At 58.9% G+C, this 25066-nt stretch carries 19 protein-coding genes; 9 read left to right on the plus strand and 10 right to left on the minus strand.

Going from position 1 to position 25066, the window contains the following annotated elements; genetic code table 11:
* Positions 1-66: 66 nt before the first annotated feature.
* The 8 genes from LAP85_14265 (at position 67) to LAP85_14300 (ending at position 8043) form a co-directional block, all read left to right on the plus strand.
* Entirely contained in the window at positions 67-273 is a 207-nt protein-coding gene (locus LAP85_14265; protein MBZ5497563.1) for a peptidylprolyl isomerase, read from the plus strand.
* Between the two features lie 77 nt (positions 274-350).
* Complete coding sequence (locus tag LAP85_14270) at positions 351-1010, plus strand: endonuclease III (protein MBZ5497564.1); 660 nt, start codon at positions 351-353, stop codon at positions 1008-1010.
* 536 nt (positions 1011-1546) lie between these two features.
* A complete protein-coding gene (locus LAP85_14275; protein MBZ5497565.1) occupies positions 1547-1696 on the plus strand; it encodes a hypothetical protein in 150 nt (49 codons plus the stop codon).
* A gap of 179 nt (positions 1697-1875) precedes the next feature.
* Positions 1876-3675, plus strand: a complete 1800-nt coding sequence (gene lepA / locus LAP85_14280; GenBank protein MBZ5497566.1) for a translation elongation factor 4 — start codon at positions 1876-1878, stop codon at positions 3673-3675.
* A 108-nt stretch (positions 3676-3783) separates the two neighbouring features.
* Positions 3784-4179 (plus strand): hypothetical protein, encoded by a 396-nt coding sequence (locus LAP85_14285; GenBank protein ID MBZ5497567.1) that lies wholly within the window; start codon positions 3784-3786, stop codon positions 4177-4179.
* A 232-nt stretch (positions 4180-4411) separates the two neighbouring features.
* Entirely contained in the window at positions 4412-5209 is a 798-nt protein-coding gene (locus LAP85_14290; protein ID MBZ5497568.1) for a tetratricopeptide repeat protein, read from the plus strand.
* Between the two features lie 122 nt (positions 5210-5331).
* On the plus strand, positions 5332-6588 hold the full coding sequence (locus LAP85_14295) for a GAF domain-containing protein (protein MBZ5497569.1): 1257 nt from the start codon (positions 5332-5334) through the stop codon (positions 6586-6588).
* A gap of 51 nt (positions 6589-6639) precedes the next feature.
* Complete coding sequence (locus LAP85_14300; GenBank protein ID MBZ5497570.1) at positions 6640-8043, plus strand: sigma-54 dependent transcriptional regulator; 1404 nt, start codon at positions 6640-6642, stop codon at positions 8041-8043.
* A gap of 146 nt (positions 8044-8189) precedes the next feature.
* Here the strand turns inward: LAP85_14300 and LAP85_14305 are convergent, their stop codons facing one another.
* From LAP85_14305 to uvrA, 9 genes are all read right to left on the minus strand, one after another.
* Positions 8190-9596 carry an ABC transporter permease gene (locus LAP85_14305; protein ID MBZ5497571.1) on the minus strand — a complete coding sequence of 469 codons (1407 nt, stop codon included), beginning with the start codon at positions 9594-9596 and terminating at the stop codon, positions 8190-8192.
* A 13-nt stretch (positions 9597-9609) separates the two neighbouring features.
* Entirely contained in the window at positions 9610-11166 is a 1557-nt protein-coding gene (locus LAP85_14310; protein MBZ5497572.1) for an ABC transporter permease subunit, read from the minus strand.
* Between the two features lie 62 nt (positions 11167-11228).
* On the minus strand, positions 11229-12590 hold the full coding sequence (locus LAP85_14315; GenBank protein ID MBZ5497573.1) for an ABC transporter permease subunit: 1362 nt from the start codon (positions 12588-12590) through the stop codon (positions 11229-11231).
* A gap of 5 nt (positions 12591-12595) precedes the next feature.
* On the minus strand, positions 12596-14023 hold the full coding sequence (locus LAP85_14320; protein MBZ5497574.1) for an ABC transporter permease: 1428 nt from the start codon (positions 14021-14023) through the stop codon (positions 12596-12598).
* Between the two features lie 62 nt (positions 14024-14085).
* Positions 14086-14841, minus strand: a complete 756-nt coding sequence (locus LAP85_14325) for an ABC transporter ATP-binding protein (GenBank protein MBZ5497575.1) — start codon at positions 14839-14841, stop codon at positions 14086-14088.
* Positions 14842-14903: 62 nt separating this feature from the next.
* The gene (locus tag LAP85_14330) at positions 14904-16460 is read right to left on the minus strand and encodes a hypothetical protein (protein MBZ5497576.1); all 1557 of its coding nucleotides are present in this window, start codon (positions 16458-16460) and stop codon (positions 14904-14906) included.
* Positions 16461-16803: 343 nt separating this feature from the next.
* Positions 16804-17775 carry a hypothetical protein gene (locus LAP85_14335; protein ID MBZ5497577.1) on the minus strand — a complete coding sequence of 324 codons (972 nt, stop codon included), beginning with the start codon at positions 17773-17775 and terminating at the stop codon, positions 16804-16806.
* A 6-nt stretch (positions 17776-17781) separates the two neighbouring features.
* Positions 17782-18354 (minus strand): D-sedoheptulose 7-phosphate isomerase, encoded by a 573-nt coding sequence (locus tag LAP85_14340; GenBank protein ID MBZ5497578.1) that lies wholly within the window; start codon positions 18352-18354, stop codon positions 17782-17784.
* A 124-nt stretch (positions 18355-18478) separates the two neighbouring features.
* A complete protein-coding gene (gene uvrA, locus LAP85_14345; GenBank protein ID MBZ5497579.1) occupies positions 18479-21283 on the minus strand; it encodes an excinuclease ABC subunit UvrA in 2805 nt (934 codons plus the stop codon).
* 220 nt (positions 21284-21503) lie between these two features.
* On the opposite strand from uvrA, the gene LAP85_14350 reads away from it, so the two are divergent.
* Entirely contained in the window at positions 21504-23798 is a 2295-nt protein-coding gene (locus LAP85_14350; GenBank protein ID MBZ5497580.1) for an NADP-dependent malic enzyme, read from the plus strand.
* A gap of 589 nt (positions 23799-24387) precedes the next feature.
* Here the strand turns inward: LAP85_14350 and LAP85_14355 are convergent.
* Positions 24388-24837: a DUF6335 family protein gene (locus LAP85_14355; GenBank protein MBZ5497581.1), complete on the minus strand. Its 450-nt coding sequence runs from the start codon at positions 24835-24837 to the stop codon at positions 24388-24390.
* Between the last annotated feature and the right edge of the window lie 229 nt (positions 24838-25066).

Here is a 25066-nt window from a genome sequence, read left to right on the forward strand (position 1 = left end):
ATCACGGTTCTTGCATTGATCCGGGAAAGCGGATATATGTTCCGGGCATGGACACGAGGCTGAAAAATGGCCCGCTACGATGAGCCGGACAGCGCAGAGACCTCCTTCTTCATTTGCCTGGGCGACGCGGCCAATCTCGACGGCCTGCACACCGTCTTCGGCAAAGTCGTGGAGGGCATGGAAGTCCTGGATCGCTATCAAGACGTCCCCGTGGAAGGCGAAACTCCCAAGGGGCGCATCGAGCTCCAGAGGGAGACAATCAGCAAGAAATAAAAGCACATCACAAAGACACAGGAGATGCGGGCTCTGCCGGCCTCCGGTGCTACTTGCGGCTTGTGAAGGTTTCAGTGATGAAAACAGCCACGATCGAAAGGATATTGCGCGTTCTGCGGAGGGAAGTCTTGAAATGGAAAGTCCCGGCAGTCGGCGCCGTCGCCGAGCGCGCTGCCGACCGCCCTTTTGAAACCCTGGTCAGCACCATTCTTTCTTTGCGCACCAAGGATGCCGTGACCGGCCAGGCTTCGCGTCGCCTCCTGTCGCGCGCCCCCACGCCCGAAACCCTGGTGTCGCTCCCGATCGCGAAAATTGAGGAGCTGATCTTTCCCGTGGGCTTTTATCATACCAAGGCGCGAAATCTTCAAGAGACCTGCCGGATTCTGCTGCGGGACTATAGCGGGAAAGTTCCGCCCGACATGCAGGAGCTGCTGAAACTCCCCGGAGTCGGACGCAAGACAGCCAACCTGGTGATCACGCTCGGCTACGGCCGTTACGGCATATGCGTCGACACCCACGTGCACCGCATTTCGAATCGCTGGGGTTACGTCAAAACAAAAACGCCGGAGAAAACCGAATATGCGCTGCGCGACAGGCTCCCGAAGAAGCATTGGAAGTCCTACAACGACCTCCTGGTAACCTTCGGCCAGAATATGTGCGTGCCGATTTCGCCGTGGTGCAGCAGGTGCCCGGTTAGACAGTACTGCAAAAGAGTGGGAGTGGGCCGCCACCGCTAGCCGCCGACCGCCGAGTTCCGACTTACGCCCTCCGAGACTGGAAGCAATTTCCCCGCGCCTTGTGACGCATGAAAGCCTGGGATCCGACCACGGGCTAACCCGGATCATCCATGAATATGCGATCAAAAGAAATTTTTGGACGCGGGAAAACGCTGACAGACGCTGACCGTTCGGTCTTGGTCGGCGTGCAGGAGCTTTTGCCGCGCCGCAGGCGCCAGCGTGTGTCCGCGTCCAATTTTGTTACCTTTCACCGGCGTTCGGTTCTGCTTCACGAATAATTCGGGCCAAAGCCCGTCCCTACTGAACCTATACTAATAATTGAAACCTGTGGGGGCAGGATTCCCATCAGTTATATCCGGAACGGCCTTTCGCGCGCAAGCAGGGCACTCCAGGACGTTTGAAGATGACCGCATGCACCCAATTTCACCGAACCGGTTCAGATCGGAGGTCGGAACTCGGAGGTCGTATGTGCCGCGCGAATTGCGGGCCCAATTGATTTCCACGCATATATCAGAAGCAGGAAAAAAACACTGCCGTTGAAGAAAAAAATAGCCCGGATGCTCAAGTGCGTAAGAATTCCGGCGGCCACCGACCCGATAGCAGCGCCCAGGAGCGAGGCGCTTGCGAGGAAAGAAAAAGATGTGGCCCAGGTCTCCTTGGGGATGACCAGGCTGGCCAGAGTGTAGATCACCACCATATGAGCAAATGGTAGACATTGGTCGCAAAACCGAAGAACGCCCATGGCGCGGAGAAGGCATGACTGCTGCTTCTGCGCCAGGATTTCTGCACGTGGTGATGTCGGGTATCTACCCGATATGCTACTATTCGAGGTTTGCGGTGAATCATCGAAAGAGGATCTGGGGTTGTGACCGACAAGGCATACATACGCAACTTTTCCATTATTGCCCACATCGACCATGGCAAGTCGACCCTAGCCGATCGCCTGCTGGAACTCACAGGTGCTCTCACCAAGCGGGAAATGGCCGACCAGGTGCTGGATGCCATGGACCTGGAGCGGGAGCGCGGCATCACCATCAAGGCCCACGCCGTACGCTTGAAATATCACGCCGAGGACGGCAACGACTACCTTCTGAATCTCATCGATACTCCGGGCCACGTCGATTTTTCCTATGAGGTTTCACGCAGCCTCGCCGCGTGCGAGGGTGCGCTTCTGGTTGTCGACGCATCCCAGGGGGTTGAAGCCCAGACCCTGGCCAACACCTATCTGGCGCTGGACCATCACCTGGAAATCGTGCCGGTCATCAACAAGATCGATCTTCCGAGTGCCGACGTCGAACGCGCCAGGGAGCAGATCGAGAACATCATCGGATTGGACGCCAAGGATGCCATTCTCGCCAGCGCAAAGGAAGGGATCGGCACGGAGGAGATCCTCGAAGCCGTTGTCCGCCGTTGCCCTCCGCCCCGGGGGGAATATGAGAAGCCGCTCAAGGCCCTGGTCTTTGATTCCTGGTTCGACCCCTACCGCGGAGTAATTGTGCTCATCAGGGTGATCGACGGCACTCTCCGCCGCGGGATGAGGATCCGGCTCATGGCCATCCAGCAGGCGTTTACCGTGGAGCAGGTGGGTGTCATCACCCCCAAATTCCAGGAAGTGGACGAGTTGTCGGTGGGAGAGGTCGGCTTTGTCGCCGCCGGCATCAAGCGCGTCGCCGACAGCAAGATCGGCGACACAATCACAGACGATGTGCGTCCCACGGCGGCGGCGTTGCCGGGCTTCCAGGAAGTGAAGCCGATGGTTTTCGCCGGCCTCTATCCGACGGACAATGCGCAGTACGAGGACCTGCGCGACGCCCTCGAGAAGCTTCAGCTCAACGACTCCTCTTTCTACTACGAACCCGACACCTCGGGCGCACTCGGATTCGGTTTCCGTTGCGGCTTCCTCGGGCTGTTGCATATGGAGATCGTTCAGGAGCGTCTGGAACGGGAGTTCAACCTGTCGCTGATCACGACCGCCCCTGGTGTGCGCTATCGCGTCACGACCAGAAAGGGCGAGGTGGTCGAGATACACAATCCCTCCAAGCTGCCGCCCGCCGGGGATCTCCTCATGTTCGAGGAGCCCATGATCACGGCCATGATCATCTCGCACAGCGATTACGTCGGCCCGATTCTGAAACTGGCGGAGGAAAAGCGCGGCGTGCAAAAGGGCTTCGAGTACGTCACGACCAACCGCGTCCTGATCACCTATGAACTCCCGCTGGGCGAGATCGTCCTCGATTTCTATGACCGCCTGAAATCCGTCTCCCGGGGATACGCATCGCTGGATTACCACTTCTCGGGCTACAAAGAGTCCCGGCTGGTGAAGCTCGACATCCTCGTCAGCGGCGAGCCTGTGGACGCCCTCTCCCTCATTGTCCACCAGGACAATGCGCCGCAGCGCGGCAGGGCTCTGGCCGCCAAGATGAAGGAGCTGATCCCGCGGCAGATGTTCGAGGTTGTGATCCAGGCCGCTATCGGCAGCAAGGTGATCGCACGCGAAGTGGTGCGCCCGATGCGTAAGAACGTGATCGCGAAGTGCTACGGCGGGGACATCACCCGCAAGCGCAAGCTCCTGGAGAAGCAGAAGGAGGGCAAAAAACGCATGAAAAAGCTGGGTAAAGTCGAGATCCCCCAGGAAGCCTTCCTGGCAGTCCTCAAGGTTGAATAATGGTTTGCGGTCCTGTCGGGTACCGATGGACATCCGTGAATCTCCACTAACGAAATTGCCGGCGCCGGCCGATCAGTCCTGGAGAGAATTCCCCCCGAAGGAATAGTTATGCGACCCACAATGAAAAGCATCCACATGCTACACAGCTCCGAGGGGAAGGGTGCGCTGGGCTGCCTTGTTTCCATCATCCTCCTCGGCGTCATGATCCTCATCGGGGTGCGGGCTGGCCCGCCCTATTTTGCTTACAAGAGCCTGTCCGGAGACGTCAGCACGGAAGTCACCCGTGCCGGCGCTCATTTCTTCTCGGACGAGGTCCTGGCGCAAAACATCCTGGATGTGGCGAAAAAAAACGAGATCCGCCTCAAGCGGGAGGATATCAAGATCGAGCGCCTTGCCGGGCAGGTGCAGGTCCAAATCCATTACCAGGTGCCGTTGGATTTGATCGTCCTCCAGCGCACGATCGACTTCAACATCAAGGCCTCGAGCTTCGTAGGAACGCTGTAGTCACGCTCCAGCGGAAGACTGCCGAGCCTCCAGGATTCAGCGGCGACAAAAAGCCCGTCAAGGACAACGATTCCGGGAGCCTTCGCGCCCCAGTGGCTTGTCGATCGCTGAGCTCGGGCTGATCTGATTCACATACTGTCGCCGGACATCGGCATTGGCTTGCGCCAAAAATCAGGAAAGCCTAAGATATGCTTAAATGTTTGCACACCGAGGCAGGCATACAGGGAGCAGGATGAGCCCTCCAGGGCTTCGCCCATGGGCGAGCCGTATTGCCATGACCGCCCTCGTGTCGATCCTGCTGTGCACGGCTGCGGGCTGCAGACCTGCGACAGTGCGGGTTCCAGTCGCACCCGAGGACCTGGCACGGGCAAACACGGTGGCGACAGAAGGCGATATCGCATTCGCGCGCAAGGATTACTATGCTGCTCTGATCAAATACCTGGAAGCAGGGCGGCTCAATCCGAACAGCGAGTACGTCCAGAACAAGCTCGGGATTACCTATTCCCGGCTCCGTTTCTACCCGGAGGCGATCTCGGCCTTTAATCGCTCCATCGCGCTCGATCCGAAGTATTCCTTCTCATACAACAACCTGGGTTCTGTCTACTTCGCCGACAACAATAAGAAAAAGGCGGAGGCGTACTTCCGCAAAGCTATCGGCTTGAAAAACGATGAGGCGTCATTTCACATCAACCTGGGAACCCTCCTCTTCGAGAAAGGGAAATATGAAAAGGGCTTGCAGGAGTTGAGGAAGGGACTCAGCCTCGACCCCGATATTATGAAGAGATCCGTCGGCGACGGCCTGGTGGCCGCGGTTGCACAGAAAAGCAGCGCGGAAAAGAATTACTTCATGGCGCGCTTCTATGCCTCCATGGGCAACGCTGAGCGTGCGGTGGAGAACCTGCAGCAGGCCCTAACCAACGGATTTACAAACCTGGAAGCTCTCCGCACGGAGAAGGACTTCGATCCCATCAGGCAGGATGAGAAGTTCATCGCCTTCATGAAATACGCCGCCCAACTGATAAAGTCCTGAGCAGAGCCCGCAAAACTCACGAAACACACGAGAGTCTTTTCGTGGGTTCCCACATATTTCATGGTTATCGTTTTTGCCAGCGAGTGCCGGGCGGTCTTATAATTCTTGCGGCATGAGAGGCTATGGTGCAAATACATAAGATCCCGGCAGGATTCCGGCGGCAGAGGGCCATCAGCCGGCAGGCCGTGCAGGACTTCAATCGCTCCCTGCTCCTCATCGTCGATCCGGAATCACTCCAGGCCAGCATCGGAGCGCGGCTGACCGAGCTGTTCGCATGTGATCGGATTCTGATCTTGCAGCTCGATCCCGAGAGAGGCACATTCAAGCCCACCTTCAGCCTCGGTTTCGACTTGAACGTCTTGGGCAATTCTCCTCTGCGCCGGCACGGGCGTCTGGCCAAATGGCTTCTCGTCAACGAGACTTGCCTTATCGTGCCCCGAACATCCGGGGTGGACGAATACCTGAGCGAAGCAGAGCAGGAGATGCTCGGCCGGTTGCAGATCCGTTTTTGCGTCCCCTTGATTTCGCTGAATCGTCTTACCGGCATCATCATGCTGGGATCGGAGAAAGCCGGGTGGGATTTGTCCCCCCACGACCTCGAGCTGCTCCAGCTGCTGGCGGGCCAGGCCAGCCTGGCGTTCGAGAATGCATACCTGTATCACGAGCAGCGCGAGCGCCTGCGGCGCATTTACCGGGCCGAGCGCCTTGCCGCGGCCGGCCAGCTCGCCGCGGGCGTCGCACATGAAATCCGCAATCCGCTCACCGCGATCCGGTCCACAATCCAATACGCCGTGCACGAATACGAGGAGTCCAATCCAAAGCGAGCGCTGTTGCAGGAGTTGCTGACCGAAGTAGATCGCATTGATCGCACTGTCAATGGTCTGCTCAGCCTGACCCGTCTTGGTGAGATCGTACCGGAGCCGGTCGACATCGGGGATGTGCTCGCCCGGTCGCTCACCCTGGTCAGTGCCCAGGCTCAGCGCCAGGGGGTCGAAGTGAAGCTCGCGGAAACGGCTCACCGTTTCCAGATCATGGGGGACATCGGACAACTCAAGCAGGTCTTTCTCAATCTCCTGCTGAACGCCCTTCAGGCCATGCCCGACGGAGGCCGTCTCCAGACAACCGTCGAGGAATGGCAGGCCGGAATGACTCCGGTCGCCGGCCGCTGGGTCCAGATCAGAATCAGCGACTCCGGAACAGGAATTCCGTCTGAACACCTGGACAAGGTCTTCGATCCATTTTTCACCACCAAACGGGAGGGGACGGGCTTAGGTTTATCCGTCTGCCACGGGATCGTTCATCGGCATGAGGGAGAGATAGACCTCGCCAGCGAGGTCGGCAAAGGAACGATAGTAACGCTGCGCTTCCCGCTGCTATGATGTCGAGTTCCACAACTTCCGAGTTCGCATATCTGATGTCGGAGGTCTGAAGTGAGTCGCATTCTGATTGTCGATGACGAAAAACAGATTCGCCGCATCCTGTCGGTCCTGCTCGCGGAGGGCGGGCACGCGGTCCTGGAAGCAGAAACCGGCGAGGAAGCATTGACGCTACAGCCGGAGTTTCAGCCCAATATCATTCTGCTCGACATCAGCCTGCCGGGCATGGGGGGCATGGAGGTTCTGCAGAAACTGCTGGAGCGGGCGCCGCAAGCGGACTGCATTATGATGACCGCCTTTGGCACGATCCGCTCGGCGGTCGAAGCCATGCGGCTCGGCGCCTTCGACTACCTGGCCAAGCCTTTCGACAATGACGAACTTCTCCTGATCATCGACCGCGCCTTGCGTATGCGCAGCATGAATGCGGAACTCGAAGACCTGCGGACGGAGCTGGAGGCGCGCTACGGCTTCAACGAGATCGTCGGGATCAGTCCCCCGATGCGGGAAGTCTTCCGAATCATGGCGAAAGTCGCGGGCGTCGATGCTACGGTTCTGATCGCCGGCGAGTCGGGAACCGGCAAGGAGCTGGTCGCGCGCGCGCTTCACCGCCGCAGCCGACGAGCCGCCGCTCCGTTTGTCGCCGTGAATTGCAGCGCGATCCCTCAGGATCTGATCGAGGCCGAGTTTTTCGGGCACCGGAAGGGCGCCTTTACCGGAGCGCGCGAAAGCAGGGAGGGAAGATTCGAGCTGGCTGCCGGCGGCTCACTCTTTCTCGACGAAGTGGGGGATCTGTCTCTCGAGGCTCAGGCGAAGTTGCTGCGTGCTCTGCAGGAACACGAAGTGACGCCCGTGGGCGGGCGCGAACCGGTCCCAGTCGATGTGAGGGTCATCGCGGCCACCAACAAGGACCTGGAACGGGCCGTCCGCAAGGGGGAGTTCCGCGAAGACCTTTTTTGGCGCATCAACGTCGTCAACATCAAGCTCCCCCCTTTGCGGGATCGGATCGAAGATCTGCCCCTGTTGGTCGACCACCTGCTTGACCGCTTCCAGTCGGAGCTGAAGCTTGCGGTCAAATCGGTCAGCCCGGCAGCACGCCAGCTGCTATTGCACTACGACTGGCCCGGAAATGTGCGGGAGCTGGAGAATACTCTGTGCCGGTCCATGATCCTTTGCGATAGCCACACTCTGATGCCGTCCGACCTTCCACCCCGTATCCGAGGTGAAATGCGTGGCAGAGAGCTCTCCCACGGTGTGGAATACGATACGATCAAGCTCGCCGACGCCGTCAAGGAAGCCACAGAGCGCCTCGAGAAAATGCTGATCATTTCCCGTCTTGCCCAACACCATGACAACCGGACCGCTACGGCCGAAAGCCTGGGCATCAGCCGCAAGACCCTCTTCAACAAAATGCGCGACTACCACATGGACGTTACCGGGGTAGGACCAGGACAAATTTAATGTCTTCTATAGGTTAACGGAAACATAAGAGCCGAAAACGGCCCCAATCCCAATTGGGCTGCAACCCCTCTTCCGCATATCTGCTGCAGGTATTTAACTTACGTGGGTCCGAGGGGCTTGCCTGGGTCCGACACCGAGGGGAGGGGTCAGCGGACGTCGTAGCGCAGGAACGAGACGAAGGCGGCAGTGAACAGGATGAGGTTGATCAAGGTCAGAATCGCAGCGTTCTGGAGCAGGGGGGCGGCCATTTCGGATGCCGGCGCCGGCCGGTCTTCGAATTTGGGGATGGAGGCAAAATCCACCTGCATGCCGCCCAAGACACGATCAGTAGCCTGGTCGCGTTTCAACGGATATGTCTTGTCCAAGGGAAACTTGCTGTCGAGGTAGCTCGCCAGCTCTATCTGATAGCGCCGCGCCGATTTCAAAAAGTTCTCGTAATGGGGAATTCCGGACTCAACCGTTCTTTCCAAAGTCTCTGTCAGGAGAGCTGCCGGCGAGAATGCCGCAATCTTCAGCCCCAGCTTGATCTGGGATATCTTGCTGTCCTGATAAGCCTGGAAAACCCGGCCCCATGCCTGATCGGCTTCGAATGCCCGCAGCAAGGGTTCGCCGGGAGACCACCTGCCGCTCATGATCCAATTATCCGGATGAGGATGGCGCTGGTTGTAGTTTTCAACCGCCTCGCCCCAGGCGCGCTGTGCCTCTTCCTGGACTCGATCCTCTGTGGGCAGGCGCACGAATCCCCGCGCAGTCAGATTCCCGCCAGCCGGAATGACGATTACCAGGAATACCCATATCAGGAGCCCCGAAACCAAGCTGATGACCGGCGTCTTGCTGCGCGCCGAGAGGAACAGCCCAAGCAGCACAAAAAGAGAAATGTAGATCACGCTCAACACGAAACTGATCGTCAGCCTCCATACGAAGCCCGCTTCGAACTGGACGGAGCCTCCAAGACCGAGGATGAGCATGTCCAACAGAATCCCTGCCATGAGTGGAATAATGAGCACGATCGCAGCACTAAAATATTTCCCAAGCAGGATGGTTGCGCGCGACACCGGTTGAGACATCATCAGGCGCAAGGTACCTCGTTGTTTCTCGCCATTAATACCGTCATAGACCAGCACGATCGCTGCAAAGCTCAGAAGCACAGTCACGATAAAGGCCCAGTCCAGGTTGTCAAACCGCCATAGAAGCGGATTGCCGCGCAGATTGAACTCGGGAGCCCTGAGCCGGAATGCGTTGACTTGAAAAACGTTCGGCAGATCTTTGTCGTGGCCCTCGGCAACGAAGCCCAGCGGATTCGGACGCCGATAGATGAGCTGGTCGCTAAAGCTGAATGCCTGGAACAAGGGGAAGCCGGATGAGGCTCTCCGCGCCAGCGCCGCCAGATTCAGGCTTACATCCCGGCTGTAATCTGCGAGCTTCTGCTTGTTTCCCGCCTGAAACAGGAGGGCATTTGCGACCATCAGGAGAAGGACCAGCAGAAAGGACAACATCAACCTCAGACTCAGGAGCTGATCCCGCATTTCCTTTATGATGATTTCCCGGAGCATCGCGATCGCACCTCTAATATGGCCTCACGTCCGTCCTCAACATGCCCACGTGGGCAGCGAGAAAGAGAACAAGGTTGAGAAACAACAGAATTCCTGCCTCGGGGAGTGCGGATCTGACGCGCGCTGCAAAAGCATCGGGCGCAGAATCCCAGCCGGGCATGTCATACAGGTTCAGAGGCGCTACCGCGTCCCACCCAGGCCCTATCATGTTATCAACTGCACGTTGCCCACGGCTGGCCTTCATGATGTCCAGGTCCTGGGTCGTAGGAAGCTTCTCGACATCGATGCGCGTGAAATAGGCGGAGGAGTACAGACCGCCTTTGTCTTGCACGTACTGGATCAGGTCCCGGCGATAGCGCCTGGTCTGGTCCAGAAAGCGCAGGAAGCTTCCCGAATCCGTGCCGGCGAGGATGGATGCGGCGTGGTAATAAATCCAGGCCGGGGATAGGCGGCCCATGGCCCCCGCCAGTGCCGCCTGGGAAGCCAAGGCGAGCTCGTAGTTGCGGTACAGGCTATAAGTCTTCTCAGCATATTCCATGTCGAGCCGCAGGCAGTACTTCAGACCCTCGAGTTCCCAAAGCATCACCTCTCTGGGCGCGTAGTAAATCCTGATCGGGTAGGGAACGTCACCCGTAAAAACGCTCCTATCCTTGATAAATTCCCATCGATGGATGGGTCTCGGGTGCTGCTCTGAATATGCCTGGAGCCGGTTCCACAGCTCCGTTTGAAGGTTTCGAGCGTTCGCGTCCACAACAGACTTAGCCTCGATGGGCCGGAGATTGGAAGCGAGATGAGCCGAGACATGGGGAAGCAATATGACAGAGATGACCCAAAAGAAGAGAACGATCACCAGGGAAGTGGCAGACTTCCTGGTCATAATCGAAATAAACATCCCTGCGAGGAAAAGCACCGAGATGTACAGGATCGACAACAAAATGATCAAACCCAGGAGAGCCCAATCGTGCGCCGAGAGTGAAACTGAACGCGAGTTTCTCAGTATCAGAACCGCAAGCCCCATTCCCATGAGAAACACAGGAAGAATCGTCAGCATCCCGCCGAGATACTGCCCCGCCAGGATACTGTTCCGGGGCACCGGATTGGCAAGAGTCTGAGCCAGAGTTCCTTGCTCCCGCTCTCCGGAAACGACGTCGTAGGCAAAGAGCAGGAGAAGCAAGCCGAGCACGATTTGCACAATCGCAACCAGATCGAGGGAATCCAGGGCAGCCATGAGAGGATTCTTCTCCGTCTGCCCCACGCTGATGGTCGGTATGCTGGTATAGGAAACATCCACGGATCCGGCAAACCGCTTGTCAAAGCCTTCGCAGAGGGGACTGAGCGGAGAGGGTCGGCGGTCAATCGTCACCAGTAATTCGGAGTAGACCTTTGCCTGCTGGAGTTGCGTCGTGTGCAGGCTGGTCCCCGAATTGAACGCCGCCAGCCGCCCCTCATAGTCGCGGGTCAGGATCACAGCGCTCAGCGAAAAAAGCAGCTGGCAAAGGACAAAGCCCACTACAAACTTATATGTGAGGATACCGGTAAGCACCTGTTTGCGCGCAATCGTCCAGATCATGAAGATCCCCATCTGCTCGAAATTGTCGATCCAATTCCTGCCGGCATCAGCAGCCTCGCCTCCTAGCGCACGTCGTAGCGGGCAAGAGCGGTATAGGTCAGGATCGCCGCAAGCAGGAACCACAGGAGCAGTATGGCGAGGTCGCTTCCCTGCATGCTGCTGCCGGCCGCTACCCGGGGCAGCCTGAACTCGGGAAGCTGGGCGGTGCTGATGGGGCCGTTCATCCCCATCGAGACGCTGCCGTTAGGGTAGACATCGCGATAGAACCTGCTGAAGAGCTCCTGGTGCAGGGTCACACGATAGCGGTCTGCTTCCGCCACGAACTGATCCTCCGCCCGGATGCCGGTGCCGGCCATCTCGGTGGTAAAACTGGCGAATGCGCCTGCCGGCGACAGCCGCGCCAGCCAGAGACCCAGGCGTCGTTGTTCCGCTTTGCGGCGGCGATAATCTTCTTCGATGCCCTGGATGGTTCTTGTTGTGCGCTCCTCATAGGGAGCGGCAATCTGATCGCGTTCCTTCTGCCAATTCGGCCCGGCAACCCTTTTCCCGTCCTTGTCCACGACCGACGACTTTTCCGCCGCTTCCTGCAGCGCGCGCCCTTTTTCCAGCTCGAGGCTGTTCTCCGCGCTCACCTTCTGCGAGGCGGTCCTGGGCAGCACCATGACGGCGGCGAGCCAGAAGGCCAGCGACAACACGAGCGCCGCATAGGTCGAGGCCACGATCGAGGAGACCAGCAAGCCCAGGACGAAAAATACCGCAATGAAGAGCAGCGACGATGCCAGAATCAATCCGGTCCGGGCGATAAAATCCGCGCCGAAAACGTCGAGTCCTGCGACCGCCAGCACCGCCACCCCCACCAAAAAGGCGAGAATCAGCGGGATTGCCAGCGTGAGATAACCTCCGAGAAGCTTGCCCGTAGCCAGGGCGGCGCGGCCGAGCGGGTTCGCCAGGATGGTACGCAGTGTCCCGTTTTCTTTTTCGCGCGTGATGGCATCGAAGGAGAGAAGAACGGCAAACAAGCTGAAAATGAACTGCACCACGAAAAGGTAGTCCATGCTGCCGAACAGAACGGACGAGGACTGCACGTCGAGCGGCGCCCCGTATTCCACGCTGCTCTTTCCCACCACCAGGTGGCGCGGATGAGTCTCTTCGAAGCCGGCGCTGAAAACGGAGGCTGGAGAGGGAGGCCAGTAGACATCGACCGTAAAGTTGGGGGTGGTAAAGATCTGCGTCGCGCGCAGCTTGCGCAGGTAGTCGTTGTTGTTCTTCACGATCTGCTGCTGATCATTCAACCGCGTAAGATACGCGCGATAGTTGGTGTACAAAGAGGAAGGGATGAAAATTACCGCCAGCAGCAGCAGGAGCATGAAGCGCAGGCTGAGAATGTTCTCCCTGATCTCTTTCAGTGCAATCACCCAGATCATTGCAATCACCTCACGTCGTATTTGAGGAATGCCAGAGTCGCCCCCGCGAAAAGCAACGCGGCGTAGCCGATCAGGAGGCCAATGTCGGGAATGCTGGCCGCCACGGTTTCGGTCCGGCGCGGGAAGCTGAGGCTGAAAAGCGGGAGATCCTTCGACTTCGCCACGCCACTCCCCGGCAAATCGCCGCCGAAGCCCCAGTTGCTGTTGCTGTCGCTGATGGTGTCGCTGTAACTCCTGCTGAAGACCAGGCGGTCCATGTTGGCGTAGTGCTCGCGGACGGCGTCGAGGAACTTGATCTTCACGTACTCACCTGTGTCCGCCAGATCCGTCATCAGATAGCTGAGAATTGATGCGGGAGAGAACCGGGACAGGTTGTGGGCAAGATTCAACTGTGCCTGCTTCCGGCGTTGCTGATCCTCTTCGAGCCGGGACAGCTCCGCCCGCAACCGGGCCTCAAACGGGCCTGCGATCTCGAACCTGCGCCGGACGAATTCGGGATCTTCAGCGTCAAACATGAGCTGGCCTTTGCCCAACCCTTTCTGCCTTGCCTTTTCGAAATAGAGCGGCTTGAGCGCGTTGCCCTTCTCTTTCTCGATGGTGTCGGTGAGCAGGCGCTTGCGCAGCAGCACGACGGAGTCGTCATCGACGGGACGGATTACTTTGGCCGCCATGATGCTCAGGCGCGGGGCGCCCAGCACGAGCACGACCCAGACAAACATGAGCAGGATCAGCGCCGTCTTCGACTGGTGGGTCAGAGTCGAAACCAGGAGACCCGCCAGGAAAAAGACGGCGACATATGTGACCGCAAGGCCGAGTATCCATAAGACGCCACCCATCACGCCACTCTGAAATACGGGGTAGCCGACAATTGTGAGCATGGCCAGACCGAGCGCAAAGGAAAGTAACAGGGGAGCGATCAGAACGATCATCCCTCCGGCGAATTTCCCCAGAAGCACCTGATGCCGAGGCACGGGATTGGCAAGGACGAGCTTCAAGGTGCCCAGTTCCTTCTCCCCCGACACAGAGTCGAATGCAAATAGAAGAGCGGTAAGGCTCAGTACCGTTTGCACCACGAACAGGAAATCGATGCGCCCGAAGATCTCATAAATCGGATCGCCGTAGCTCCTCGGGATTCCGAAAGAGATCTGTTTGTTCTGGAGAGAAAAGTCTTTGGGCAGGCTGGTCTCGATGCCGTTGGCGAAAACCGAGAGCGGCGAGGGCTGGCGCACGCCGTGATATCCACGATTGCCGCGGCCCTCCATCTCCGACTCGATCTTGAGTTGCTCGTTGTAGTCCGCCGACCAGCGCCGGTAGGTCTCGTGATTCACGTACAGGCTGAGCGGAATCAGGAGAACGCAAAGCGCCGTCAGCACGAGGAAGCGTATCGAAACAAGATAATCGAGAATTTCCTTCCTGAGCACCGTCGCAAACATCACTGACTCCCGGCAGAATTCGGACTGCGAAGACCCCAAAGGCCACGAGGCTTTACTGTGTCCTAGAAATCCTTCTGCTTTGCCGCCTCGTCTCTGACTTCCGGGCCGATGCCGCCGCGCATGTAGTCGAGGTAGAGGCGTTCGAGGTTTTCGAATTCGAGTTCTTCGCGGGTACGCTCCATTACCTTGCGACCTTCCTTCATGATCCCGACGCGGTCGGCGACATCCTTGGCGCGGAATATGTCGTGAGTGGACATCAGGATCGCTTTCCCCTGCCGCCGCAGTTCGACGAGAGTCTCGAGAAACTCCGCACCAGCCTTGGGATCTAGTCCTGCTGTCGGTTCGTCGAGCAGCAGTGCCGGTGCGTCCTTGATCATGGCGATGGCGATGCCCAGTTTTTGCCGCATCCCCTTGCTGAATTCCTTCAACCGCTGTTCGAAGGCTCTCTCGGGCAGGCCGACCTCGCGCATGACGCGGTAGTAGTCATCCTTCTTGAGGCTCTTCTTGCCGCCGAGCTTGGCAAAAAAGTCGAGGTTCTGGCGTGCTGTGAAGTTGCCGTAGAGCATCACGTTCTCGGAGACATAGGCGACGTACCTCTTGGCATCCAGGGGATCCTTTTCCACATCGATGCCGTTCAGCAGCGCCGCGCCGCTCGTGGGCTCGATGAAATTCAGGAACAGGTTGATGGTCGTGGTCTTCCCGGCGCCGTTGGCGCCGAGCAGGCAGTAGATCTCGCCTGGCTTCACATTCAGATTCAGAGCATCCAGTGCCAGGACGCCGTCTTCGTAACGCTTGCTCAAGTTCTTGGCTTCGATCATGGTCCACCCTTTCAAAAGCCCTTCAATGAAGCGCTCGCAGAGAACGCAGAGAGAGGCTGAGGCTAGCGCCGCGTCAGCTTCACACCGAAGATGACAATGCCGATGACAATGAGCAGCAGGCCGCCTACGAGAGCAGCTGTGCCCCAAACGTTCGTCTGAGCCTTGATACTTACGCGATAGATTTTGTCCTCGGAAGGCACCCTGCGGTTGTAAGCGTAGCTTTCCGTCTTGATCCTCACCTCGTAATCGCCCACCATCACGTCGGAGGGGGGCACAATCCGCAGCTTCACCGGGGATTCGCGGTTGATGTCGAGCGCGGGCACAATGTCGGGCGTGACCTCGACGCGCCAGTTGAGCGGATATTCCGTCGTCAGCTTGATGTTGTCGAGGATTCGTGTGCCGGTGTTGCGGATCGTGATGTTCGTCTCTATGGTTTCCCCCGGCTGGATCTCCGAATACAGGCTGGCGGCCGAGGCTTCGATCTTGCCGAGTCCGCGCGGGGTGATGACCAGCCGCGCACGCCCGGCACGGCTCTGTGCGATCTCCACCGGAGCATAGCTCCGTTCCTGCTGGAAGAGCTGCCCCTGAGACTGATCCGTCACCAAAGCCCAAAACTCGAGGGGCTGGTCTATGACCACCTGCGCGTCGGAGCGTTCGGGCAGGAACAGGCGCAGACCGAGCGTCTGCTGAGTGACGCCGGCGGGGAAATTCAGCTGTGACAGCCGCGCCTGGCTGGTAAGGTCGACAAAGCTGTAGCTGATCTGATGCGGCAGATTCACAGCTTTCAGCTGGAACTGCCGGACGTCCACCGACGAGCGCTCGAGCTTAAGTTCGAAAGTTGCCTGCGATCCCAGGTCTGCTTCCTGGGAAACCTGCATCGAGGAGATGTTGACCGCATTCTCGGTCTCGGCCTGCTCCAGCTGGACCACGTTCTCCTGGTTCTGCCCCTTATATGTCGACGCGACCACCACACTGTTAACGTCACGAAGAAGCTGAAATTCCATGCTTTTTGATTCGCCGTACTTCAGCTCCGGGATGTGCGTCTCATAAGGGAGCGCGATGGTCGTTCCGCGCGCCGCCGAGTCCCCTGTCGCGCCGGGGCCGGCGGCTTCGCCAGCCGCCCGCAGCGAGATGAAGATGTCGCGCACATCGCGGGTGCGCAGCGACTCGGGAATCGGGTCGGCGCCTTCAAAGTTGCTGAGCAGCTTGAATTGCGAATCGTCGAAGGTGGGGGTCAGGTTCTGGACCGTCAGGCTCACGAATTTGCGGCCGTCCTTGCTCTGATGCTTGACCGCCTGCGTCACGGTAAGGCGAGGTTGCAGACTCAACAGCGACAGCACCGCCTCCTGGTAGTTCAGCTGAGCCGTGTCGACCGCCGTCTGGGCGTGGTCAAGATCGGTCTGCGGCACCAGCCCCAGTTTGAACAGCTCCTGCATGCGCGTGAGCGCCGCCCGCGCCGCAGTCAGATCGATCTGACGCCGGCGCACGTCCAGAAACCGGCGCTGCTCATCCGGAATGGCGCCTTGCTGCGCCCGCGCCATCGTGACCGGCCCAACGCGCGGGAACATGACCAGAATGCAGAAGCACTCCACTACACCCATCAGCCAGATCCGTCTCATGCCCATAGCTCTAGCAAATATCGTGCCAGGCAGCTGTCCGGCACCGAAATCGCTGTATCTGCACCATGCAACGCACCATCCCGCAGCCAGGCCCGAGACACACAACGGGCGGATTTCCGGATATCCGTGTTCCCGGTTACCCGGCGCGGGTAGACCGTTACCCACCTGGATGGAGTCAGGAGTAAGGGGTGGGAATCAGAGAATACGTGGTGTGCCGACAAGAAACTGGCAGGTCGCTGGTCGGTTCGCTCCGCCGCTTCTTTTTCTGACTCCTGACTTCTGATTTTCGGGGACCAGCGGCGGTCATTTCGCGAACCGGTGCCCCGGCGGCACGGAGCGCTGCTCACTCGTCGCTGCGGGTAGGCGGAGATAGTTCCACCAGCCAGGCAGCGAGCAAGGGGATGAGGATTTCGTGGTGACCGGTGAGCGGAATGCCCTCGCCGCCTTTTTTCACGGGCCTCCTGAGTACATTCTCCCGCGGCCGGTAATGCTGGAAAAAATCGAGGTTGGCCGTGGTGAAGTCCTGGAGCTCTCTGCCGCTGTTGCGCACCAGCGTAACGCATTTCAGGAAGACTTCGGGAAGCGTCACGGCCGAGCCGCAGTTCAAGTAAACGCCGCCGCCGTTGAGACCGGCGACCAGGCTCGCGAACAGGCGGAAATCGTGATGGGAGCCCTCGCCCAAAGACGAAGGGGAGCAGCTGGGATGGTTGTGAATGGTGTCCGCGCCGATCGTGATGTGGACAGTGACCGGGATGCCGCGCATATAGGCCTGCAACAGCAGGCTGATCTCTCCGAAGGGTGGCGCTTGGGCGCTGAGGCAGCGCCCCAGGGATTCCCCGATGCCGACGCCGTTGGCGGCACCGTCTCGGATCGCCAGGTTGATGTCCCGCCCGGTTTCTTCGGCCATGCCAAACGCGCCTTCATCCAGCTGGGCATCCACGTCCTCGCTGGTAGAGCCGATGATGGCAAGCTCGAAATCATGGATGACTCCGGCTCCATTCAGGGCAATTCCCGAGACCAGCCCCCGATCCATCAGGTCGATCAATATCGGGCTAAGCCCGGTCTTGACAACGTGACCCCCGAGCCCCCACAGGATCGGCTTACCTGCGCCCCGCGCCTCAACCATGGCATGGGCAAGACTCCTCAAGCACCTGGCGCCGAGGATCTCCGGCAGGCCGTTGAGAAAATCGGCAACCGATCCGCCTCTGAGATGGGGACGGCCGAAGCTGCGCACATCCACCTTGCTCGAACGCTCCTTCAGAGGGTAAGTGTGGATGCGGCTCAGATCGAAAGGCTCCACAGGATATTTGGACATGTGGGTTTACAGACCTTTCAGATTCTCATCAATCAGCGCGCACAGGATGTGCCCGATCATGATATGGACCTCCTGCACCCGCGCCGATGCCCGGTGCGGCACGTGGAGGTGGTATTGAACCGCGGCGCCGAGCTTCCCGCCGTCACAGCCTGTGAAGCCCACGGTAATCAGACCCATCTCCCGAGCCGCCTCGTTGGCCAGGCACACATTCGGCGAATTGCCGCTGGTCGAGATGCCGATGGAGGCGTCACCCGGCTTCCCGAGAGCCCGGATTTGGCGCGCAAAGACCTCCTCGTACCCGTAGTCGTTGCTCACGGCGGTCAGGATGGAAGTGTCCGTCGTCAGAGCAACGGCGGCCAGAGGGCGGCGCTCGCGGCTGAATCTGCCCACCCATTCGCAGGCGATGTGCTGGGCGTCGGCGGCGCTCCCGCCGTTGCCGAACAGCAGCACTTTGTTGCCGTTTTCCAGAATCCGGCAAATCTCGCGCGCCACCGCGGCGATCTTTTCTTCGTTGGCGGTGAAAAACGATTGTTTCAGCCGCAGGCTTTCGGAGACAGCGTTCCGGATGCTCTCAATCATGGCCTCCAAGATCGGCCACCGGCCTTATCCAAGTCAAGACCTAATTCAGTGATGTGTCATGAGTGATGCGTCACGAGTGCGGCTTTGGCTGCCGGGACGTGCAACAGCCCTTTCTCATCACTCATCACTGCTTTTTGAGAACAGTGCGGAGGGCCTGGCCCGTGGCAGAGTGCTTGACCTTGGCGACGTCCTCGGGAGAGCCGAGGGCAACGATCCTGCCTCCGCCTTCGCCCCCTTCGGGGCCGAGGTCGATGACCCAGTCGGCCATCTTGATGACATCGAGGTTGTGCTCGATCACGATCACGGTGTTCCCGAGTTCCACCAGGCTGTTGAGTATGTCGAGCAGTTTCTTGACATCGTGAAAGTGCAACCCCGTGGTGGGCTCGTCCAGGATATAGAGGGTTTTGCCTGTGGCACGGCGGCTGAGCTCGCGCGCCAGCTTGACCCTTTGCGCTTCGCCACCTGAGAGCGTCGTCGCTGCCTGGCCCAACTGAACATAGCCCAAACCCACGCTGTTGAGCGTCTGCAGTTTCTGGGCAATCGCCGGAATGTTCTCGAGCAGCGGGTAGGCGTCGCTGATGTTCATCTCCAGCAGATCGGCGATCGAATATCCCTTGTATTTGACCGTCAGAGTCTCGCGGTTATAGCGCTTGCCGTGGCAGGTCTCGCAGAGCACGTGCACCTCGGGCAGGAAGCTCATCTCGATTCGGCGCAACCCTTCACCCTGGCAAGTCTCGCACCGGCCCCCTTGAACATTGAAGCTGAAGCGGCCGGGTTTGTACCCGCGCATGCGGGATTCGGGAAGCAATGCAAACAGTTCCCGGATGTGGGTGAACAATCCGGTGTAGGTTGCAGGGTTGGAGCGTGGGGTCCGGCCGATGGGAGACTGGTCGATCTCGATCACTTTGTCGAGGTGTTCCAGGCCCAGAATTTCATCATGCTCCCCGGGATCGAAAAGCGCGTGATGGAGCTTGCGGGAAAGCGCCCGATATAGAATATCGTCCACAAGCGAAGACTTGCCCGAGCCGGAGACGCCGGTTACGCAGAGGAACAGCCCGAGTGGAAACTCGACGGTGAGATTCTGCAGGTTGTTGTGCCGGGCGCCCTTCAGCACCAACCGCTTGCCGTTGCCAATCCGGCGGATCCGGGAGTACTCGATGCGCAATTCGCCGCTCAGGTACTTGCCGGTAAGCGAATCCGGCTGCCGCTGGACCTGGTCCAGCGTTCCCGCCACGACCACCCTACCCCCGGCATTCCCGGCTCCCGGTCCCAGATCGACAATATGGTCGGCACTTCGGATTGTCTCCTCGTCGTGTTCCACCACTATGATCGTGTTGCCCATGTCTCTCAATTCGGTCAGTGTATCGAGGAGGCGCCTGTTGTCGCGCGCGTGCAATCCGATCGAGGGCTCATCCAGAACATAGAGCACTCCTCTCAGCTTCGACCCGATCTGAGTGGCCAGCCGGATGCGTTGCCCCTCTCCCCCGGAGAGCGTCGAGACCGGGCGGTCCAGCGAAAGATAGGCGACACCCACATTCAGGAGGAACTCGAGCCGCTCTTTGATCTCCTTCAAGACTTGTCCGGCGATCTTATGCTCGCGCGCAGTCAGTGTGAGTTGACGAAACGCCTGGAGAGCCTTGCCCAGCGGCAAGCGGGAGAAATCATCGATCCCCATCCCATCCAGCTTGACGGCCCTGCTTTCGGGGCGTAACCGGGCTCCGCCGCATGCGGGACAGGCCTGGGCCGAAAACAACAGACCCACTTCCTCCTGGAGGCGGGTATCTTCCTCGTCGGAACGCAATTCCTCCAGCCACCGCGCGATGCCGCGAAACGTGGCGGAATAGTGATAGTCGTCATAAGCAAAGGTCAGTGGTTCCGTGCTGCCGTAAAAATAGACCTCCCGGGCATTGCCCGGCAGCTGCGCAAACGGGGTCGCACTGTCGGCCTTGAAATTCCTGGCAACTGTGAGAAGCGCCTCGCGCAAAAAGCCGGCGACCCTCCTGTTCTCAACGGGGAATTGAATTGCCGAGATGGGAACGCTCGCATCGGGAATGACTTTTTCCGGGTTGAGCACCATTTTAATGCCCATTCCATCGCATTCCGGACAGGCGCCGTACTTGGAGTTGAAGGAGAAAGAGCGTGGTTCCAGCGTGGGAATGTTCACCCCGCAATCGATGCAGGCCTGTCGCTCCGAAAACAGCTTTTCCTCCAGGTCGAGGGCTGCCACCGCCACCAGCCCCTCGGCCAAATCCATGGCCGCCTTGACGGAAAGCTCGAGCCGGCGGCGGATGCCGGATCTGATCAGAATCCGGTCGACCACGACTTCGACCGTGTGGGCCCGGGTTTTTGGAAGCTGAATCTCTTCATCAAGATCATAGATGCGGCCATCCACTCTGACCCTGACATACCCTTTCTTCAGGTACTTCTCGAAGAGTTTTCTGAACTCGCCTTTTCTACCCCGCACCACCGGCGCGAGAATCATGACGCGTGTTTCGTTCGGGTAGGTCAGGATCGAGTCAACGATCTTATCCAGGGTCTGGTGCGTTATCGGACGTCCACAGAGATGACAGTGTGGTTTGCCGATGGAGGCGAACAGCAGACGCATGTAGTCGTAGATCTCCGTGACAGTGCCGACGGTCGAACGCGGGCTGCGGCTCGTGGTCTTTTGCTCGATGCTGATTGCCGGAGACAGCCCTTCCACACTGTCAACATCCGGCTTCTCCATCTGTTCGAGGAACTGGCGCGCGAAGGCCGAGAGCGATTCGATGTAGCGGCGCTGCCCTTCTGCATAAATCGTGTCGAATGCCAGGCTGGACTTGCCCGAACCGGAAAGGCCGGTAACTACCGTCAGCTTCTGCCGCGGAATTTCGAGGTCGATGTCCTTGAGGTTGTGTTGGCGCGCGCCGCGCACCACGATCTTCTCTAGCATGGTCAAACCAAATAAGTAAGTTTATCAAAACCTCTGCCGCAGATTCCATGGATTTGCCGCGGTCCAGGTTGGAGGTCTTCTTATTGAATAAGGGGACCGGATCTAGTAATTTGAAATGGCAAAATAACTCCGCAGTTCGGAGGGTCGCAGCGCTGACCGATCCGGCCTCAAAACTAAGTAAGACTGTGCTCGAAGAAACGCTCTATCCGAGGAGGATCCCATGATCCGTAAGCAAGACGCACTGGATTACCATTCAGAAGGAAGACGCGGCAAAATCGAGGTGATCGCGACCAAACCCTGCCAGACTCAACGCGATCTCTCCCTTGCCTACACGCCCGGAGTCGCCGAGCCGTGCCTCGAGATCGAGGCCAACCCCGAAGATGCCTATCGTTATACTGCCAAGGGCAACCTGGTTGCGGTCGTCACCAACGGTACCGCGGTGCTCGGCCTCGGCAATATCGGCCCGCTCGCCGGCAAGCCCGTCATGGAAGGCAAGGGGGTGCTATTCAAGCGCTTCGCGGATGTCGACGTCTTCGATATCGAATTGAATTCCCTGGATTCCGACGACATCATCAAAGCGGTCATGCTGCTGGAACCGACTTTCGGCGGCATCAACCTGGAGGACATCAAGGCTCCCGAGTGCTTCTACATCGAAGAGACGCTCAAGGCCCGGATGAACATACCGGTTTTTCACGACGACCAGCACGGCACAGCCATCATCAGCGGTGCGGCGCTGCTCAATGCCCTCGAACTCGTGGGCAAGAAAATCGAGAACGTGCGCGTCGTCTTCTCGGGCGCCGGCGCAGCCGGCATCGCCTGCGCCAAGCTTTACGAACGCCTGGGAGCAAAGAAGGAGAACATTCTTCTCGTCGACACCAAAGGCGTGGTCTTTGAGGGCCGGACGGAAGGGATGTCTCCATACAAACAGTATTTCGCCAGATCCACGAAAGCGCGGACCCTGGCAGATGCCATGAAAGGTGCCGACGTCTTCTGCGGCGTATCCGCCAAGGGCGTCGTAAGCCAGGAAATGGTGCGCTCCATGGCCGACAACCCGATCGTCTTTGCCATGGCTAATCCTGATCCCGAGATCACCTACAACGATGCTCTCGCTGCCCGGCCCGATGTCATCATGGCCACCGGACGCTCCGATTTTCCCAACCAGGTCAACAATGTTCTCGGATTTCCTTTCATTTTCCGGGGCGCACTCGATGTGCGCGCCAGGGCCATAAACGACGAAATGAAGATCGCCGCCTGCATGGCACTGGCAAATCTCGCAAAGCAGGACGTGCCGGATTCCGTGATCCGCGCCTACGGCGGTAAGAAGCTGGGCTTCGGACGCGAGTACATCATTCCCAAGCCGTTCGATCCCCGAGTCCTGCTGTGGGAAGCGCCGGCGGTCGCCCGGGCTGCCATGGAGTCGGGCGTGGCGCGCCAGCCCATCTCGGACTTCGAAGCTTATAAGGACGCCCTCGAAGCCAGGTTGGGCAAGTCACGCGAGGTGATGCGGGTCTTCATTCATAAGGCGCAATCCGCTCCAAAGCGCATCGTGTTCCCGGAGGGCGAGGAAGAGAAGATCCTGCGAGCCGCACAGATCATCATCGACGACAAGATCGCTCAGCCCATTCTGCTCGGGAACATCGCGGCTATCCAGCATCACATCGCGGAACTGGGCCTGGATCTGAAGGGCGCGGAGCTGATTGATCCCACAACGTCGCCGAAGCTGGCGGAATACGTCGCAACCTTTTATCGGGAGCGTCAGCGAAAAGGAGTGACCCCTTACAGCGCCGAGCGCAGGGTGAAGAACCATAACGTCTTCGGCATGATGATGATTCAGAGCGGCGAAGCAGACGGGTTGATTTCGGGGCTCACTCAGCACTACCCGGACACCCTGAGGCCTGCGCTCCAGATCATCGGCAAAAAGGAAGGGGTCCGCAAGGTTGCAGGGCTGTACATGATGATCTTCAAGCATCGGACCGTTTTTATCGGTGATGCCACGGTAAACATCGAACCCGGCGCCGAGGACCTGGCAGAGATCGCTCTCCTGACGGCTGAAAGAGTCCGGCAGTTCGACATCGAGCCCAGGATCGCCATGTTGTCCTTCAGCAACTTCGGCGGCACCAAGCATCCGCTGGCTGAGAAAGTGACGCGCGCAGTGGAACTGGTCAAGAAAGCGGCACCCGAATTGATGATTGACGGCGAGATGCAGGCCGACACGGCCGTGGCGCCGGAAATCATTCAGGAAGTGTACCCCTTCAGCACCCTGAAGGAGCCGGCCAACGTGTTGATCTGCCCCGATCTCACTTCGGCAAATATCGCATACAAACTGCTGGCGCACCTCGGAGGCGCAACCGCAATCGGTCCCATGCTCATGGGTATCCGTAAGCCGGTCTACCTGTTGATTCCGGGGAACGATGTCAGCGATATTGTGAACACCACGGCACTCGCGGTTTGTGATGCACAAGTCACGGGGCGCAGGCCCGCAGGTATCGAAAGCGCCAAAGCGGGCGAGGCCTAGCACATGAGAGGATAGCGACCGTGGTTCCAGGACTCAAGGGAGCGCCCGCCGGAGCAATTCCGGGCTTCTTTGAGTCCTGGCGGTTTAGGCATGGCCGCGCTGGAACTCCCGGCCCTGCGAGCAGCGTGAGGCGGGTCAGCGCACGAAAACGCGACGCAACCTGCTTCGACGACGGGCAGATCTTACCGGTTGGAGCATCTCCGGAGATCTCGAGCGATTTCCTGCGATGACGGGATCGACGATTTCACCGCACAGAAGACATACCAGTCCAGCAGCTCGGCCCTGTGCTCGCCGATCGCGCAATTCAAAGGGATACATCAGTCCACTACATCGTTGGCATTTCATAAGACCTCACCGACCTTCGTTTCCACGCTCTGTAACTGATTCGATCTTTCCATCCCGTTTGCAGCCCGTGCCTGCGCCGAATCCCGACGCGGTCCAAGCGGCTGATCAAAATCGGGTGGAGTCTATCAATTGCTTTGGGAAGGAAAAAACTAGGTCATTCCCTAGGTAGGGGAGGAGAAAATCCTGGAACGCGAGGATTCGACGATGGCAGGCTCGGCAGGCCGCCCTGTAAAAGCAAGTGCCTTCAGCGCTTCCTTCTTCTGGGCGATCTTGGGAGGCTCTGGGCCGGCCGGAGATTGCGCTCGGGGTAGTCCTCCGACGAGGCCGGATCAAGTTCCCAGCGTTTCTTGTCCCGCTGCTCCAGCTTTTCCGCGGTATGGAGAGGTTCAGAATCTTCGTAGACGATCCCCGCGGCCAGCCCGAGTTCATCAACAATGTCCTGATTCGGCGTAGGATTGTCGCCGCCGACCGTCTCATCCCCCGCATCCGCCTGGTCCCACGCAGCATCCGGGTCGCCGCCGGAGATCTCAGGTTGCTTGTCGGTGTGTTCATGCAGCTTGCGCGCCAGTTCATTGCACCGGCCCCGCTGTTCGGCCTCGTGGAATTCTTCTTCGACTTCTTCGTCCACGGGAACCTGCGGGCTCTCCGCCCTGCCGGCATCAATGATGATCGCAGGATCTTTGATTTTGGCCATAACCGATTCTTCCCATCCCGGCGCCTCAGGGATATTCTGAAGGTGCCTTTCAATAGATTATAACGCCGCGCGAGGACGCCGGGAAGGGCAGCCCCGCATGGCAAGGATGTCGCGGATTCAGGCACTCGAAACTCGTGCCATGCGGGGCTCTTCCTGGTTTTTAAGAAGCTGTTTTCGGAGGGTGGCACAATAAGTCGTCAATCTTCAGCCGCCAAACGTCAATTCGAGT

The sequence above is a fragment of the Terriglobia bacterium genome (genome assembly GCA_020072565.1).
Classification (GTDB): domain Bacteria; phylum Acidobacteriota; class UBA6911; order UBA6911; family UBA6911; genus JAFNAG01.